This window comes from Georgenia ruanii, assembly GCF_009193175.1.
Taxonomy (GTDB): Bacteria; Actinomycetota; Actinomycetes; order Actinomycetales; family Actinomycetaceae; genus Georgenia; species Georgenia ruanii.
Window position 1 is genome coordinate 63,004 of sequence record NZ_VUKE01000003.1, and the last position, 16,540, is coordinate 79,543.

At 75.4% G+C, this 16,540-nt stretch carries 12 protein-coding genes; 9 read left to right on the forward strand and 3 right to left on the reverse strand.

Annotation, left to right across the window (positions count from 1 at the left end):
* Positions 1-7 precede the first annotated feature (7 nt).
* The 3 genes from GD880_RS04770 to GD880_RS04775 form a co-directional block, all read right to left on the reverse strand.
* Complete coding sequence (locus GD880_RS04770; protein WP_193314360.1) at positions 8-1,510, reverse strand: glycosyltransferase 87 family protein; 1,503 nt, start codon at positions 1,508-1,510, stop codon at positions 8-10.
* Positions 1,507-2,223 (reverse strand): rhomboid-like protein, encoded by a 717-nt coding sequence (locus GD880_RS20225; protein WP_193314361.1) that lies wholly within the window; start codon positions 2,221-2,223, stop codon positions 1,507-1,509. The genes GD880_RS04770 and GD880_RS20225 overlap by 4 nt, the downstream gene beginning before the upstream one ends.
* A 114-nt stretch (positions 2,224-2,337) precedes the next feature.
* Positions 2,338-3,717, reverse strand: coding sequence for a DedA family protein (locus GD880_RS04775; RefSeq protein WP_152230486.1), 1,380 nt, complete (start codon positions 3,715-3,717; stop codon positions 2,338-2,340).
* 210 nt (positions 3,718-3,927) lie between these two features.
* Between GD880_RS04775 and GD880_RS04780 the strand changes: the two genes are divergently transcribed.
* The 9 genes from GD880_RS04780 to GD880_RS04820 all read left to right on the forward strand — a co-directional run bounded on the left by GD880_RS04780 (position 3,928) and on the right by GD880_RS04820 (position 16,539).
* On the forward strand, positions 3,928-5,982 hold the full coding sequence (locus GD880_RS04780; protein ID WP_152230487.1) for an APC family permease: 2,055 nt from the start codon (positions 3,928-3,930) through the stop codon (positions 5,980-5,982).
* Positions 5,983-6,101: 119 nt separating this feature from the next.
* Positions 6,102-7,766: a potassium-transporting ATPase subunit KdpA gene (gene kdpA / locus GD880_RS04785; RefSeq protein ID WP_152230488.1), complete on the forward strand. Its 1,665-nt coding sequence runs from the start codon at positions 6,102-6,104 to the stop codon at positions 7,764-7,766.
* A complete protein-coding gene (gene kdpB, locus GD880_RS04790; RefSeq protein WP_152230489.1) occupies positions 7,763-9,898 on the forward strand; it encodes a potassium-transporting ATPase subunit KdpB in 2,136 nt (711 codons plus the stop codon). The genes kdpA and kdpB overlap by 4 nt, the downstream gene beginning before the upstream one ends.
* The gene (gene kdpC / locus GD880_RS04795; RefSeq protein WP_405002725.1) at positions 9,895-10,542 is read left to right on the forward strand and encodes a potassium-transporting ATPase subunit KdpC; all 648 of its coding nucleotides are present in this window, start codon (positions 9,895-9,897) and stop codon (positions 10,540-10,542) included. The genes kdpB and kdpC overlap by 4 nt, the downstream gene beginning before the upstream one ends.
* Entirely contained in the window at positions 10,539-13,115 is a 2,577-nt protein-coding gene (locus GD880_RS04800) for a DUF4118 domain-containing protein (RefSeq protein ID WP_319593245.1), read from the forward strand. Before kdpC ends, GD880_RS04800 begins: the two co-directional genes overlap by 4 nt.
* Positions 13,112-13,792: a response regulator gene (locus GD880_RS04805; RefSeq protein WP_152230490.1), complete on the forward strand. Its 681-nt coding sequence runs from the start codon at positions 13,112-13,114 to the stop codon at positions 13,790-13,792. Before GD880_RS04800 ends, GD880_RS04805 begins: the two co-directional genes overlap by 4 nt.
* 194 nt (positions 13,793-13,986) lie before the next feature.
* On the forward strand, positions 13,987-15,090 hold the full coding sequence (locus GD880_RS04810) for a maleylacetate reductase (RefSeq protein ID WP_152230491.1): 1,104 nt from the start codon (positions 13,987-13,989) through the stop codon (positions 15,088-15,090).
* 94 nt (positions 15,091-15,184) lie between these two features.
* Positions 15,185-16,111: a dioxygenase family protein gene (locus tag GD880_RS04815; protein ID WP_152230492.1), complete on the forward strand. Its 927-nt coding sequence runs from the start codon at positions 15,185-15,187 to the stop codon at positions 16,109-16,111.
* Positions 16,112-16,275: 164 nt separating this feature from the next.
* Entirely contained in the window at positions 16,276-16,539 is a 264-nt protein-coding gene (locus GD880_RS04820; protein ID WP_152230493.1) for a hypothetical protein, read from the forward strand.
* Position 16,540: the final 1 nt, after the last annotated feature.

A 16,540-nucleotide genomic window follows, 5' to 3' on the forward strand; every position in this document is an offset into this window, starting at 1 on the left:
GGCGGGGTCACGGGCGCGGCGCGCGGAGCCGGAACCCGTCGGCCTCGGCGAGCACCGGCCAGGTGGCCACCGTGGCCCGGGAGGCCGCGCCCAGGCCCGTGGCCGGGCGGTGCACCAGCGTCGCCGCCCCCGAGGCGAGGTAGCCGAGCACCTCCCGCTGCCACCGCTGGTCCCGGGATCGCGGGGTGCCGTGACCGGGCCGGGCCGGGTCGTAGGTGAGGCCGGAGACGTCGACCCACACCCGGCAGCCGCGGGTCAGGTCCCGGGCGAGGGTGTCCATGAGCACCAGCGCGGTGGGGTCGTCGGCGGTGACGCAGCCGTCCACCCTGCGCGCCGCGTCGGCGAGCACGCGGGGGAACGGGGCGTTCGCCGGTCCGAGCGACACCACGGCGGCGGTGACGAGCACCGCCGCACCGCCCGCCACGAGCGCCTGCGCCGCCCGCCGGTGGCGCACGGGGCCGTCGCGCGCTCGCTGCACCGCCAGGCCGAGCACCACACTGACCGGCACGGCCGCCAGCGCGCCGTAGTGGCGGAACGTCGTGGGGCTGGCCAGCAGCGTCAGCACGGCCGCGCCGGCGAGCGCGAGGAAGAGGCGCGCGCGCCGGTCCCGCCGCAGCGACCAGGCGGCCAGACCCACCACCACGCAGCCGGCCGCCACCAGCGCCACCTCGGCCGGGCGCGGTGCCGCGGCCGGGCCGAGGGCCGGGCCCACCACCCCGGCCAGCCGGTCCGTCCAGCCGGCCGCCATGCGCGCACGGCCGAGCTGGGCGAGCACGACGTAGCGCACCATCTCGCCGGGGGCAGCGAGGAAGAAGGGCAGGCACACGGCGGTCAGGGCAGCGGCGGCCCCGGTGAGCAGCTGCGCGAGCCGGCGCCTCCCGCCATGCAGGGCCACCCACCCGGCCACGACGGCGAGCGGGACGACGCCCCAGACCTTCACGCCGGCCCCCAGCCCGAGGAGCGCGCCCGCCCCCAGCGCCGCGCGGGCGGTGGGGAGCGGCCGCGCCAGCAGCACGACCAGCGCCCCCGCCAGGCACAGGTTGGCCGGGCCCTCGAGCATCGTGGTCCGCTCGGCGTACGCCGCGGCCGGGGCGAGGGCGTACGCCAGGCCCGCCGTCAGCGCCGCGGCGCGGCCGGCCGGTTCGCCGAGCCGGGCGACGAGGACGGCGGTGAGGGCCCCGAGGGCCACGAAGGCGACCCGGGCGACGGCGAACGCGACGCTGTCGGGCACCCACCAGGTCAGCGCGGCGAACGGCGCCAGCACGAGGGTGATCCCGGGCGGGTGGAGGAGGACGAAGTCGGCGTACGGCACCCGGCCGTGCACCAGCGCGGTCGCGGCGGTGAAGTACACGCCGTCGTCGTAGCCGCCCGCCCCCCGCAGCCCCCCACCGGCCAGCACGGGCAGGAGGCGGACGGCCGCGGCCACGGCGGCCACCGGCGCCGCGACCGGCACGAGGTCGCGCCGCCGGCTCCTGGTGGGCGGCCCGGACCCCGGGTCGGGCCCGGTCATCGGGGCGCGGCCACCGCCCGGGCGGCCCGCGCCACCCGGGCGGCGAGGAGGGCCAGGCCGAGGCCGAGCAGGAACGCGGTCGCGTGACCGACGTTCGTGAAGGTCTGGTGCCGCAGCAGCGGCCCGACGAAGTATCCCGCCGCGGCGGCGACGTACAGGCCGCGCCATTGCGGCGGCACCCGGGAGAGGATGAACGCGGCCATGCAGGCGATGCCGTAGCTGACGCCGACGTCGGAGGCCTGCGCGACGCTCTCGGCCAGCCGGCCGTGGGTGATGCCCGAGGCGATGAGCGCGGCGACGAACAGCGTGGCTCCGACGTGGCCGAACCCGGCCGCCAGCACGGTGCCCGCGCGCCCGACCCACCGCTGCCCGGTGGCGTAGACCAGCAGGAGCAGCGGCAGCTGCAGCAGCCCGGAGAGGCTGGGCACGACGAAGGCGCTGACGACGAGCACGAACACCGGCCGGTCCCGCAGGTTCTCCAGGTTCGTGCTGCAGCGCTGCACGACGTCGGCGCGCACCTCGGGCGGGACGAGCTGGAGCACGATCGTCACGGCGGCGACCACGGCCGCGTACCCCAGGGCCAGGTCGCTGGAGAGCACGAGCCGCAGCGCCGCGCGAGCGGTGCCGGGGGCGTCGTGCCACGCCCGGGCGGCGGCGGGTCCCAGGCGCGCCCGCCAGGGCTCGCCCGTCACGCGCCGCGTCGAGGCACCCACGGCGGCGATGGTGCGCGCCGAACCGTGACGCCGCCACCGGGGCGGCGGGACGCCGGCTGGGAGCGTGCGAGTCGCCCGCTCGGCGCGGCCGGGTCGGGGCGCAGGATGTCGCGTTCAGCGCGGCCGGGTCGGGGCGGGCGGCGCGCCGCCCGCCCCGCGCGTCAGGTCCGGACGTCCCTGCAGAGCCAGGTGGACCACCGCCCAGGCGGCGAGCCAGGCCGTGGCCAGGGCGAGGCCGCCGGTGACGTCGGTGAGCCAGTGGGTGCCCAGGTACAGGTCGGTGGCGGCGACGGCGCTCGCGAGCACCGCGGCGACGGGGACCAGCAGGCCCGGCCTGGTGCCGGGGACGTGGCGCAGCAGGACGTGGACGAGGGCCGCCGCTGCCACCAGGGCCTGGACGGTGTGGGCCGCGGGGTAGGTGGACAGTGCGGGGACGGGGCCGCCGCCGGGGGTGGGCTGGTTGACGAGCGCGGCCACGAGGTCGCGCGCCGCGACCGCCCCGAGGTACATCGCCAGCGGCTCGACCGCCGGACCCCACCGCCCGGTGCGCCCCCGGATGAGAGCGCCGACCACGACCAGCGCCGGGACCAGCACCACCGAGCTGCCCAGCCACATGAGCACCTGGGCGGCCGCGGTGGCCCAGGCGTACTGGTGCGCCTCGACCCAGGCCCGCACCACCGGGTCGAGCAGGGCGAACTCCTCGTGGGCCACGACGTCCTGGGTGGTGCCGACGAACCACCACACCGCGCCGGCGCCCACGGCGACTGCCAGCGTCATCGGCAGCCCGGTGGGCCGGCGGGCCACGCGGCGGCCCAGCCACGCCGCCTGCCGGGGGAAGCGCCGCCGCAGCCGCTGCAGCCGGGGACTCGCGCGAACCCGGGCCGCGAGGCGCGCGCGCCGCTCCGGGCGCAGCACCCGTCCCAGGACGAGGGCGAGCACGACGAGCACGAGGATCCCCAGGCCGACCCGGGAGGCGATGTGCTCGACGTGCTGCCAGCTGCTGCCGCCGAGGTAGCCCAGGAGGACGGCGGCGACGGCCCACAGCGTGCCGCCGGCGATGTTGTACCCCGCGAAGGTGCGGTAGGGCAGCCGCGCCATCCCGGCGAGGCCGGGGATGAGCACCCGCAGGGCGGCGGTGAACCGGCCGATGAACACCGCCTTCCCGCCGCGCTCGGCGAGGAAGTGCTCGGCCCGGTCCAGATGGTCGTGGCGGACCCATCGGCCGACCGTGCCGGTGAGCAGCCGGCGTCCCCAGCGCCGCCCGATGGCGTAGCCGGCGCTGTCGCCGATGACCGCGCCGAGCACCCCGGCGACGAGCACCGCGGCGAGGCTGACCCGCTGCTCGAAGGCGAGCACCCCACCGAGGATGAGGGCCACCTCGCCCGGGAAGACGAACCCGACGAACGCCGAGGCCTCGAGCGCGGGGACGAGGAACACCACGGCGAGGGCCACCCACCCTGGCAGGTCGAGGATGTGCGCGGCCACCGCCTGCATGGGGCCCTCCTCGGCGCCGGGGCCGCCCGGGTCGGCGGCGTGCGCGGCGGACTCTACGCGCCGGCCCTGGGGACCGGTCGGGCGTCAGGGATCCGTCAAGATCCGCCGTCGCCGCGCTAAGACGGCGTCACCGGGGGTGCCGACCGGTGCCGTCAGGGTCGACAATCAGGCTGGTGTCGGCTGCGGGGCCGGCGAACGGGGCAAGACGTCATGAGCGCACCGAGCGTCCCAGACCTCCTCAAGCGAGCCCTGGTCGGGCGGCCCGTGCGCAGCGAGCGCATGGCGGCGACGCTGCTGCCCAAGCGCATCGCGCTGCCGGTGTTCGCCTCCGACGCTCTCTCGTCGGTGGCGTACGCGCCCGACGAGATCCTGCTGACACTGTCGCTGGCCGGCATGGCGGCGGTGACGCTGGCCCCCTGGGTCGGCCTTGCCGTGGTCGTGGTCATGATGGCGGTGGTCGCCTCCTACCGGCAGACCGTGCACGCCTACCCCTCCGGCGGCGGCGGGTACGCCGTCGTGCGGGAGAACCTGGGGCACCGGGCGGGCATGGTGGTGGCCAGCGCGCTGCTCGTGGACTACGTGCTCACCGTGGCGGTGTCGGTCGCCTCCGGGATGCAGTACCTCGCAGCGGCCCTGCCCGCGGCCCGGGGGCACGAGGTCTCGCTCGGGGTGGCGGTCGTGGTGGTGCTGGCGGTGCTCAACCTGCGGGGCGTGCGCGAGTCGGGCACGGCGTTCGCCATCCCGGTGTATGCCTTCATCGGGTCGATCGGCCTGATGATCCTCGTGGGGCTGGTGCAGGCGGTCACCGGGACGCTGCATCCTGCGGCTTCGGCCGGCTTCCAGCTGGTCCCGGAGGCCGCTTTCAGCCAGGGGCTGACCGGGTTGGCCGGCGGCTTCCTGGTGCTGCGGGCCTTCTCGTCCGGCTCCGCGGCCCTGACCGGCATCGAGGCCGTGAGCAACGGGGTGCCGGCGTTCCGCCGTCCGAAGTCCCGCAACGCGGCGACGACGCTGCTCCTCCTGGGCCTCATCGCCGCGACCATGCTCATGTCGATCCTGCTTCTCGCCGGTGCGACCGGCCTGCGTTTCGCCCAGGACCCCGCCACCCAGCTGCTCGACAACGGTCAGCCGGTGGGGCCCGGCTACAACCAGGACCCGGTGATCAGCCAGATCGCCGCGACGGTCTTCCATGGCGTGCCGGTGCTGTTCGTCCTGGTGACGATCACGACGGGCTTCATCCTCGTGCTGGCCGCGAACACCGCGTTCAACGGCTTCCCGGCGCTCGGCTCGGTCCTCGCCCGCGACGGCTTGCTGCCCCGGCAGATGCACACCCGCGGGGACCGGCTGGCCTTCTCGAACGGCATCGTGCTGCTGGCCGCGGGAGCCTGCGCCTTCATCGTCGCGTTCGACGCCGTGGTCACCCGGCTCATCCAGCTCTACATCGTGGGCGTGTTCGTCTCCTTCACGCTCAGCCAGTTCGGGATGGTGCGGCACTGGAGCCGGTACCTGCTCACCGAGCAGGACCGGCGCGCCCGGGCGCGGATGCACCGCTCGCGCGCGATCAACGCCTTCGGCGGGGTGCTCACGTCGGTGGTGCTCGTCATCGTCCTCGTCACGAAGTTCTCCCACGGCGCCTGGATCACCATCCTGCTCATGGGGCTCGTGCTCCTCGCCATGCGCGGCATCGCGCGTCACTACGACGCCGTCGGGCGGCAGATCACCGTCGCGGACCCGTCCGCCTCGCGCGCGCTGCCGCCGCGGGTGCACGGCATCATCCTGGTCTCGAAGCTGCACGAGGCCGCCATGCGGGCCATCGCCTACGCCCGCGCCACCCGGCCGACGACGCTCGAGGCCGTCACGGTGAACCTCGACGACGAGGAGACCGCCGCCCTGCGCCGGGCGTGGGCGGAGTTCGAGATCCCGGTCCCGCTCACGGTGCTCGACTCGCCGTACCGGGAGATCACCCGGCCGGTGGTGGACCACGTCCGCGCCGTGCGCTGGCAGTCGCCCCGCGACCTGGTCGTCGTCTTCGTTCCCGAGTACGTCGTCAGCCACTGGTGGGAGCAGGTGCTGCACAACCAGAGCGCCCTGCGCCTCAAGGCCCGGTTGCTCTTCACCCCCGGGGTCGTCCTCGCGTCCGTCCCCTTCCAGCTGCACGAGGTGGACCGGCCCGACCGGCCAGGAACCCTGCCGCCCGGCGCCGGGGCGGTGTACGGCGTGGCTGGGCCGCCAACCGGGCGCCCGCCCGGCCGGTCCGGGGGTCCGTGAGCCTGACGTCCCTGCTCCTTTCCACACCGGAGGTTCCCCATGGCGGACCTCGCCTACATCCTCCTGACGCTAGCGTTCTTCGTGGCCATCGCCGTGCTCGCGCGGCGCGCGGACCGCTCATGAGCCCGGCCACGGCGGCGCTCGGGCAGCTCGCCGTCCTGATCGCCGCGCTGGCGGTCGCGCACCGCCCGCTCGGCGCCTACATGGCGCGCACGTTCACCTCACCGCGGCACCTGCGCGCCGAGCGCCTGGCGTACCGGGCCCTGCGCGTGGACCCCGACGCCGACCAGCGCTGGAGCACCTACCTGCTCTCGCTGCTCGGGTTCTCTCTCGCCTCGGTGCTCGTCCTCTTCGCCCTCGCTCGCCTGCAGAACCACCTTCCGCTCTCCCTCGGCATGGCGCCCATGGACCCGGCAGGCGCGTGGAACGCCGCGGTGTCGTTCGTGACGAACACGAACTGGCAGTGGTTCTCCGGCGAGCAGGCGGCGGGCTACCTGCTGCAGATGGCCGGGTTCGCCGTGCAGAACTTCCTCTCCGCGGCCGTGGGCATCGCCGTGGCGGTGGCGCTGGTGCGCGGCTTCGCGCGCTCCGGCGCGGACGGCCGCGTCGGGAACTTCTGGGCCGACCTCGTGCGCACGACCGTGCGAATCCTGCTGCCGATCGCGGTCGTCGCCGCCCTCGCGCTGGTGGCGACCGGCGTGGTCCAAAGCTTCACGAGCCCCACGGGGGTCGCCACGCTGGCCGGGGGCACCCAGCACGCGCTCGGCGGCCCGGTGGCCTCCCAGGAGGCCATCAAGGAGCTCGGCACCAACGGCGGCGGGTTCTTCAACGCCAACTCGGCGCACCCGCTGGAGAACCCCACCCCGGTGAGCAACCTGCTCGAGGTCTTCCTCCTGCTCGTCATCCCGTTCTCCCTGCCCCGGACGTTCGGGATCATGGTGGGCAGCACCCGGCAGGGCCGGGCGATCCTCGCCGCCATGGCCACGATCTGGTTCGCCTCCGTCGTCCTGCTGACCTGGGCGGAGATGGCCGGTCCCGGCACGGTGCCGCGGCTGGCGGGGGCCGCCCTCGAGGGCAAGGAGGTCAGGTTCGGTCCGACTGCCAGCGCCCTGTTCGCCGCCTCCACCACCGCGACCTCCACCGGGGCGGTGAACGCCGCGCACGACTCGCTGACCGCGCCGGGCGGTGGGGTGGCGTTGGTGAACATGCTGCTGGGCGAGGTCGCCCCCGGCGGCGTCGGGTCCGGCTTGTACGGGATGCTCGTGTTCGCCGTCGTGGCGGTGTTCATCGCCGGTCTCATGGTCGGGCGCACGCCCGAGTACCTGGGCAAGAAGATCGGCCGCGGCGAGATCACCCTGGTCGCGCTGTACGTGCTGACGATGCCCGCCGTCGTCCTGGTGGGTACCGCCGTCGCGATGTCGGTGCCGGCGGGCCTCGCCGGGATCTCTCAGCCCGGCCCGCACGGGCTGTCGGAGGTGCTGTACGCCTTCGCCTCCGTGACCAACAACAACGGCAGCGCCTTCGCGGGGCTGGGCGCCGCCACCCCCTTCTACAACACCGCCCTCGGACTGGCCATGCTCCTCGGCCGCTTCGTGCCGATGGCGCTCGTCCTCGCGCTGGCCGGGCGCCTCGCGAGCCAGCAGACCGTCCCGGCCGGCGCCGGCACCCTGCCCACCCACCGGCCGCTGTTCGTCGGCCTGCTGGTGGCCGTGACCGTCCTCGTCACCGGGCTGACCTTCGTCCCGGTGCTCTCCCTCGCCCCCGTCGTGGAGTCGCTGTCATGACCGCCGTCCGCCCCGCCCGCACCCGCGCCCGCGGCGCGGTGCACACGCCCGCCCCGGTCACGCCGTTCGGCCCGCGCCAGCTCCTCCGCGCACTGCCGGGCGCGCTGCGCAAGCTCGACCCCCGTCAGCTCTACCGCAGCCCGGTCATGCTCGTCGTCGAGATCGGCGCGGCGATCTGCACGGTGCTCTCGGCGGTCCGCCCGACCCTCTTCGCCATCGCGGTCACGCTCTGGCTGTGGGCCACCGTGCTGTTCGCCACGCTCGCCGAGTCGGTGGCGGAGGGGCGCGGCAAGGCGCAGGCGGCGAGCCTGCGGGCCACCCAGAAGCTCACCACCGCCCGCCGGGTCGTGGCGCCCCACGACACGCTCGAGTTCACCACCGCCCTGACCGGCCTGCCCACCGCGGAGATCCCCTCCTCGGCCCTGCGGGTCGGCGACGTCGTCATCGTGGAGGCCGGAGAGACCATCCCCGGGGACGGCGACGTCGTCGAGGGCATCGCCAGCGTCGACGAGTCGGCCATCACGGGGGAGTCCGCGCCCGTCATCCGCGAGTCCGGCGGCGACCGCAGCGCGGTCACCGGCGGCACCCGGGTGCTCTCGGACCGCATCGTCGTGCGGATCACCGCCCCGGCGGGGCAGACGTTCGTCGACCGGATGATCGCGCTGGTCGAGGGGAGCGAGCGTCAGCGCACCCCCAACGAGATCGCGCTGGGGATCCTGCTCGTGGTGCTCACGGTCATCTTCCTGCTGGCGGTGGTCACCCTCCAGCCGTTCGCGGTCTACTCCGGTGCCCCGCAGTCCCTGATCGTGCTGGTGGCGCTGCTCGTGTGCCTCATCCCCACGACGATCGGGGCGCTGCTGTCGGCCATCGGCATCGCCGGGATGGACCGGCTGGTGCGCCGCAACGTCCTGGCGATGTCCGGGCGCGCCGTCGAGGCCGCGGGCGACGTCGACGTCCTCCTGCTCGACAAGACCGGCACCATCACCCTGGGCAACCGGCAGGCGGCCGCGCTGCTCCCCGCCCCCGGCGTCGACCCGGCCGCCCTGGCCGACGCCGCCCAGCTCTCCTCGATGGCCGACGACACCCCGGAGGGGCGCAGCGTCCTCGTGCTCGTCAAGGAGCAGCACGGCCTGCGCGCCCGGGAGACGGGCGAGCTGCCCGGCGCCGAGCTGGTGCCGTTCGCCGCCCGCACCCGGATGAGCGGGCTCGACCTGCCCGTCGACGGCGGCGTCCGCCGCATCCGCAAGGGCGCCGCCGCGGCGGTGGCCGCCTGGGTCCACTCCGCCGGCGGGCACGTGGGCGAGGACGTCGAGCGCCTCGTCGACGAGATCAGCGCCACCGGGGGCACCCCGCTCGTCGTCGCCGAGCAGCGCGGGACGGCCCCGGCCCGCGCCCTCGGGGTGGTCCACCTCAAGGACGTCGTCAAGCGCGGGCTGCGCGAGCGGTTCGAGGAGCTGCGCGCCATGGGCATCCGCACCGTCATGGTCACCGGGGACAACCCGCTCACCGCCCGCGCCATCGCCGCGGAGGCCGGGGTGGACGACGTCCTCGCCGAGGCCACCCCCGAGGACAAGCTGGCGCTCATCCGCCGCGAGCAGCAGGGCGGCCGGCTGGTCGCCATGGCCGGCGACGGCACCAACGACGCGCCCGCCCTGGCCCAGGCCGACGTCGGTGTCGCCATGAACACCGGGACGACGGCGGCGAAGGAGGCGGGCAACATGGTCGACCTCGACTCCAACCCGACCAAGCTCATCCAGATCGTCGGGATCGGCAAGCAGCTGCTCATCACCCGCGGGGCGCTGACCACGTTCTCCATCGCCAACGACGTCGCGAAGTACTTCGCGATCCTGCCCGCGATGTTCGCGGGCGTGTTCCCCCAGCTCGGCGTCCTGAACGTCATGCGCCTGGCGAGCCCGCAGTCGGCCATCCTCTCGGCGGTCATCTTCAACGCCCTCGTGATCGTCGCCCTCATCCCCCTGGCCCTGCGCGGGGTGCGGTACCGGCCCGCCGCGGCCGGGGTGCTGCTGCGCCGGAACCTGCTCCTGTACGGCGTGGGCGGGCTGATCGCCCCGTTCGTCGGCATCAAGCTCGTCGACCTGCTCGTCTCCCTGCTCCCCGGGATCGCGTCGTGACCCCCGCCCCCCGCCCCCCGAGGGCGGCCCTGGGGCCCACCGTCGTGGCGTTCGCCCGGCAGAGCCTGGCGGGGCTGCGGCTGCTGCTCGCCCTGACCGTCCTGCTCGGGCTCGTCTACCCCGCCGTGGTCACCGGCCTCGCCCAGCTGGCGTTCCCCTGGCAGGCGAACGGCTCCCTCGTCAGCGCCCACGGCGAGCGGATCACCGCGGCCGCCGACGCGGTCGGCTCGGCGCTCGTGGGCCAGGACCTCAGCGGGCCCGGGTGGTTCCACCCCCGACCCTCGGTGGCCGGACCGGGCTACGACACTCTCGCCTCCGGCGGCTCGAACCTCGGCCCGCTCGACCCGGCCCTGGCCGCCACCGTCGCGCGGCGCCGGGCCGCGGTGGCCGCCGAGGAGGACGTGCCGCCCGCCGACGTCCCGGCCGACGCCGTCACGGCCTCGGCGTCCGGCCTCGACCCGCACATCTCCCCGGCGTACGCCCGCCTGCAGGTGCCGCGGGTGGCCCGGGTCCGCGGCCTGCCCGAGGCCGCCGTCGCGGCGCTGGTGTCCCGGCACACCCAGGGCCGGGACCTCGGCGTGCTGGGCGAGCCGCGGGTGAACGTCCTCGAGCTCGACCTCGCCCTGGCGACGATGGTGCGGTGAACACCGTCGGGCTGGGTCACGAGGCCGCGCAGCCGGACCGGGCCGCGCGACCCGGCGACGCCGCGCGACCCGGCCACGCCGCCCGGCCGGGGCGCCTGACGGTGTACTTCGGCGCCGCCCCGGGGGTGGGCAAGACCTACGCCATGCTCGACGAGGCGCACCGGCGCCTCTCGCGCGGCACCGACGTCGTCGTCGGCTACGTCGAGACCCACGACCGGGCCCCGGTGGAGGCCCTGCTCGCCGGGCTGGAGGTGGTGCCCCGGCAGACGCTGACCTACCGCAGCCGGACCTTCACCGAGCTCGACGTCGACGCCGTGCTCCGCCGCGCCCCCGAGGTCGCCCTGATCGACGAGCTGGCGCACACCAACGTGCCCGGCGCCCGGCACGCCAAGCGCTGGCAGGACGTCGACGAGCTGCTCGAGGCCGGCGTCGACGTCGTCACCACGGTCAATGTCCAGCACCTGGAGTCCCTCAACGACGACGTCGAGGCGATCACCGGCGTGCGCCAGCGCGAGACCGTGCCCGACCACGTCGTGCGGGGGGCCTACCAGATCCAGCTCATCGACCTGTCCCCGCAGGCGCTGCGGCGGCGTCTCGCCCACGGCAACATCTACCGCGCCGACCAGATCGACGCGTCGTTGTCCTCCTACTTCCGGATCGGCAACCTCACCGCCCTGAGGGAGCTGGCGCTGCTGTGGCTGGCGGACCGGGTCGACGACGCGCTGCTGAGCTACCGCCGCGAGCACGCCATCGCCGAGCCCTGGCCCACCCGCGAGCGGGTCGTCGTGGCGGTCACCGGCGGCCCGGAGAGCGAGACGCTCGTCCGCCGGGGCGCCCGGATCGCGCAACGCGCGGCCGGCTCGGAGCTGCTCGCGGTGCACGTGCTGCCCACCGACGGCCTGCCCGCCGCCCCGCCGGCCGCGCTCGCCGCCCAGCGCCGGCTGGTCGAGGAGCTCGAGGGGACGTTCCACACGGTCGTGGGGGAGGACGTCGCCACCGCCGTCGTCGACTTCGCCACCGGCGTCAACGCCACGATGATCGTCGTGGGCGTCTCCCGGCGCAGCCGCTGGTCGGAGGCGCTCACCGGGGGCATCGGCTCGGAGGTGGCCCGCCACGCCGAGAGCATCGACGTCCACCTGGTCACGCACGAGAAGGCGCGGGCCGGCCGGCGCGCCCGCCGCCCGGACATGCCCCTGCGGCCGTTGCGCACCGCCGCCGGCTGGGTGCTGGCAGTCGTGGGGCCCGCCCTGCTCACCGGCGCGCTGCACCTGGCCCACTCCCAGGCCGGGCTGTCCACCGAGCTGGCCCTGTTCCTCGCCCTGACGGTGGTGGTGGCCCTGATCGGGGGGCTGTGGCCGGCGCTGGCCAGCGCGGTGCTCGCGTTCCTCACCGTCAACTACTTCTTCGTCCCCCCGACCGGCCGGCTGACCGTGGCCGACCCCGTGAACCTGCTCGCCCTGGCGGTCTTCGTGCTGGTCGCGGCGGCCGTGGCGTCGGTGGTCGACCGGGCGGGGCGGCGCACCGCCCAGGCCGCCCAGGCGCGGGCGGAGGCGACGGCGCTGGCGGAGATCTCCCGCTCGGTCCTGTCCGGCGAGGACACCGCGCGGGCGCTCGTCGCGCGGCTGCGTGAGACGTTCAACCTGGCGGCCGTGTCGCTCCTGGCCGAGGACGACGGCGGCTGGCGCACCGTGGCGGAGGACGGCGCGGAGCCTGCCCGGGTGCCCGAGGAGGCCGAGACGGTCGTCGACATCGACCCCGGCCGGGTGCTCGCGCTGCGCGGGCGGGTGCTCGCCGCCGCCGACCGGCGGGTGCTGGAGGCCTTCGCCGCGCAGGCGCACAACGTGCTGGAGTACCGCCGGGTGCGCGAGCAGGCGGCTCAGGCTCAGGTGCTCGAGCAGGCCGAGGCGACCCGCACGGCGCTCCTGGCGGCCGTCTCCCACGACCTGCGCACGCCGCTGGCCACGATCCGCGCCGCCATCGACGGGCTGCTCGCCCCCGGCCTCCACCTCTCCGCGGCGGACACCGCGGCGCTGGCCGGGACGGTCGGGGAGGCCACGGCCCGGCTGGAGCGGCTCATCGACAACCTCCTGGACCTGTCCCGGCTGCAGACCGGCAGCGTCCGGCCGGTGGTGCGCACCACCAGCCTCGAGGAGATCGTGCCGCTGGCGACCGAGGGGTATGCCGCCGCGGTCGACGTGGACGTCCCGGAGACCCTGCCGCTGGTCCAGACCGATCCCGGGCTGCTCGAACGCGTCGTGGCCAACCTGGTGTCCAACGCCGTGCGCCACCAGCCTCCCGGCGCGCCCGTGCGGGTGACCGCCTCCGCGACGCAGCAGCACCTCGAGGTGCGGGTGATCGACACCGGAGCGGGGCTGGACGAGGAGAAGAAGGAGCACATGTTCGAGCCGTTCCAGCGGCTCGGCGACGCCTCGAGCGACGGGCTGGGGCTCGGGCTCGCCGTGGCGCAGGGGCTGGCGGCCGCGGTCGGCGCCGAGCTCGTCGCCGAGGACACCCCGGGCGGCGGGCTGACGATGGTGCTGACCATCCCGCTGGCGGAGGAGGTGGCCGCATGAGCCGCGTGCTCGTCGTCGACGACGAACCCGGCCTCGTCCACGCCCTGGCCATCAACCTGCGCGCCCACGACTGGGAGGTCGCCACCGCGCTGGACGGGCGGCACGCCCTCGACCTCGCGGCGAGCTGGCACCCCGACGTCGTCCTGCTCGACCTGGGGCTGCCCGACGTCAGCGGCATGGACGTCATCGCGGGCATCCGCGGCTGGAGCCGGATGCCCATCGTCGTCCTCTCCGCCCGCCAGCACGGGGAGGACAAGGTCGAGGCGCTCGACGCCGGCGCCGACGACTACGTGACCAAGCCGTTCGCGATGAACGAGCTGCTCGCCCGGCTGCGGGCCGCGGTGCGCCGGGCGGCGCCGGGGGACGGGTCCGAGGCGGTGGTCCAGGCCGGCGAGCTGACCATCGACCTGGCGCGGCGGCGCGTCCTCCGCGCCGGCCGGGAGGTGCGCCTGACGCCCACCGAGTGGGCCATCGTGGAGGTCCTCGTGCGCAACCGGGGCAGGCTGGTCGGGCGCCGCCAGCTCCTCCAGGAGGTCTGGGGCCCGGGATACGGCACCGAGACCGGGTACCTGCGGGTCTACACCGCCCAGCTGCGCCGCAAGCTGGAGCCGGACCCCGCGCACCCGCGCCACATCCTCACCCAGCCGGGGATGGGGTACGTCTTCGAGACGACGTGAGGCCGGGGTGGCGTCCGGGGAAGTACCTCCTTGCCGGATCCGGACCAACGTCGTCGTCCGGCGTCCGGACTGCTCGGTCGCGGCCACGACGCCCGCTACCGTGCACCTGCAAGGCGCTCGATCATGTCCTCACCGACCTGCCCTCGGCCGGCACCCACCCGTCCCGGCCCTCGCCCGAGAAGGAGCACCGAGCCATGACCATGAGCTTCGACCACGTCACGCTGGGGCAGCGGGTCGTCTTCGGTGCGGGCCGGGGCGCGGAGAACCTGGCCGCCGAGGTCGCCCGCCGCGGGGCGCGCCGGGTGATGGCGATCGCCTCGTCGCGCGAGCGCGAGCTGGCCGCCCGGGTGTGCGGACAGGTCGAGGTGGCGGTGTGGTTCGACGACGTGGTCCAGCACGTGCCGGTGGCCACGGCCGACGCGGCGCGGGCGGCGGCGGCCGAGCACGGCGTGGACCTGCTGGTCAGCGTGGGCGGGGGGTCGACGACCGGGCTGGCCAAGGCGGTGGCGCTGACCACCGGGATTCCGGTGGTGGCGGTGCCGACGACGTACGCGGGGTCGGAGGCGACGAACGTGTGGGGGCTGACCGAGGACCGGACGAAGACGACGGGGGTGGATGACCGGGTGCTGCCGGCCGCGGTGGTCTACGACGCGGCGTTGACGACGTCGCTGCCGGTGGGGCTGTCGGTGGCGTCGGGCCTGAACGCGTTGGCGCACTGCGTGGACTCGTTGTGGGCGCCGCGGGCGGACCCGATCAACCAGGCGCTGGCCCTGGAGGGGGTCCGGGCCCTGGCGGTGGCGCTGCCCGGCATCGTCGCCGAGCCGGAGGGCCTGACCGGGCGGGAGCAGGCGCTGTACGGGGGCTACCTGGCGGCGGTGGCGTTCGCCTCGGCCGGGTCGGGGCTGCACCACAAGATCTGCCACGTCCTGGGCGGCACGTTCGACCTCCCCCACGCCGAGACGCACGCGACGGTGCTGCCCCACGTGCTGGCCTACAACGCGCCGGCGGTGCCGGCCCTGGCCGGCCGGCTGGCCGCCGCCCTCGGCGCACCCGTGGGGGAGGGCGAGGACCCGGTGCCCGCGGCCGTGGGCGCGCTGAACCGGCTGTACGAGGCGCTCGGGGCGCCGTCGAGGCTGGCCGACTACGGGCTGACCGCCGGTGACATCCCCGAGGCGGTAGACCGGATCGTGAAGGCGGCCCCGCCGTCCAACCCCGTGCCGGTCACCGAGGCGGCGATAACCGCGCTGCTGACCGCCGCCCTGACCGGCGCCGCCCCCACCGCCACGCTCGCTCATTGAGCACTCACCCCTCCCGCCGCCCTGGCGCGCTGAGGGACGCCACCCCATCCAGCCGCCCCACCGGTCGGCGCCCTCACCGCAGAGGAGACCCGTGATGTCCGAGACCGTCACCCCCACGACCCCGACCGCGCCGGCCGGCGCGGCTCTGGAGCAGTCCGCCCGCGAGCAGGACCTGACCGACCGGGTCGTGGCCAGCTTCGCCGGCTGCGAGGACGCGCGCCTGCGCCAGGTCATGCAGTCCCTGACCCGGCACCTGCACGCCTTCATCCGGGACGTGCGGCTGACGGAGGCCGAGTGGGACGCGGCGATCGCGTTCCTGACCGCCGCCAGGCACCTCACCGACGACAAGCGCCAGGAGTTCATCCTGCTCTCCGACGTCCTGGGCGCCTCGATGCAGACCATCGCGGTGAACAACGCGGCGTACAAGAATGCCACCGAGGCCACCGTGTTCGGGCCGTTCTTCGTCGCCGACGCCCCCGAGATCCCGCGGGGCGGGGACATCGCCGGCGGCGCGGCCGGGACGCCGTGCTGGGTGGAGGGCACGGTCACCGACACCGACGGCCGCCCGGTGCCGGGGGCGCGGATCGAGGTGTGGGAGGCCGACGAGGACGGCTTCTACGACGTGCAGTACGACGACGACCGGGTGGCCGGGCGGGCCTGGCTGACCGCCGACGCCCAGGGCGCCTACGCCTTCTGGGGGCTCACGCCCACCCCGTATCCGATCCCGCACGACGGGCCGGTGGGCCAGCTGCTCGCCGCGGTGGGCCGCTCCCCGGTGCGGGCGGCGCACCTGCACTTCATGGTCACCGCGCCGGGGTACCGGACCCTGGTCACGCACATCTTCGTCGAGGGCGACCCCCAGCTGGAGATCGGCGACTCGGTGTTCGGCGTCAAGGACTCCCTCATCAAGCGCTTCGAGGAGCAGGCCCCAGGGACGCCCACCCCGGACGGGCGCGACCTGGCCGGCCAGGCCTGGGCCCGCACCCGCTTCGACATCGTCCTCGCCCCCGCCACCGCCTGATCCCGAGCGGGACGTCCGCTCGGCCCGACCCCGTCCCTCCGCGCCGCGCCGCCGAGCGACGGCGGCCGGTTATCTGGCTGACACGTCCGTCAGGAGCACTCAGGCCCTTGTCAGCCGCAGGTCCCACGATGTGGCTCGTAGCTCGATGCGGAAGAGGGCGTCCTATGTACCGCCGGATCGTCCGTGGCCTTGCCGCCGTCGGCCTGGGCGCCGCGGTGCTGGGCGGCGCGAGCGGCGCGCTCGCCACCACGGCCGCGGCCGCGGCGGCCGCGCACCCCGCCGCCTCCGCCCCGGCTCCCGCGCAGCACCCGACGGACAGCCCGAGGCAAGGCGGCACCGACCACCCCAAGAAGAACCCGCTCTTCGACACCCGGCACGGCTACCACGGGGAGCCGAAGAGGTTCAAGGACTGGTGGGACTACCTCTGAC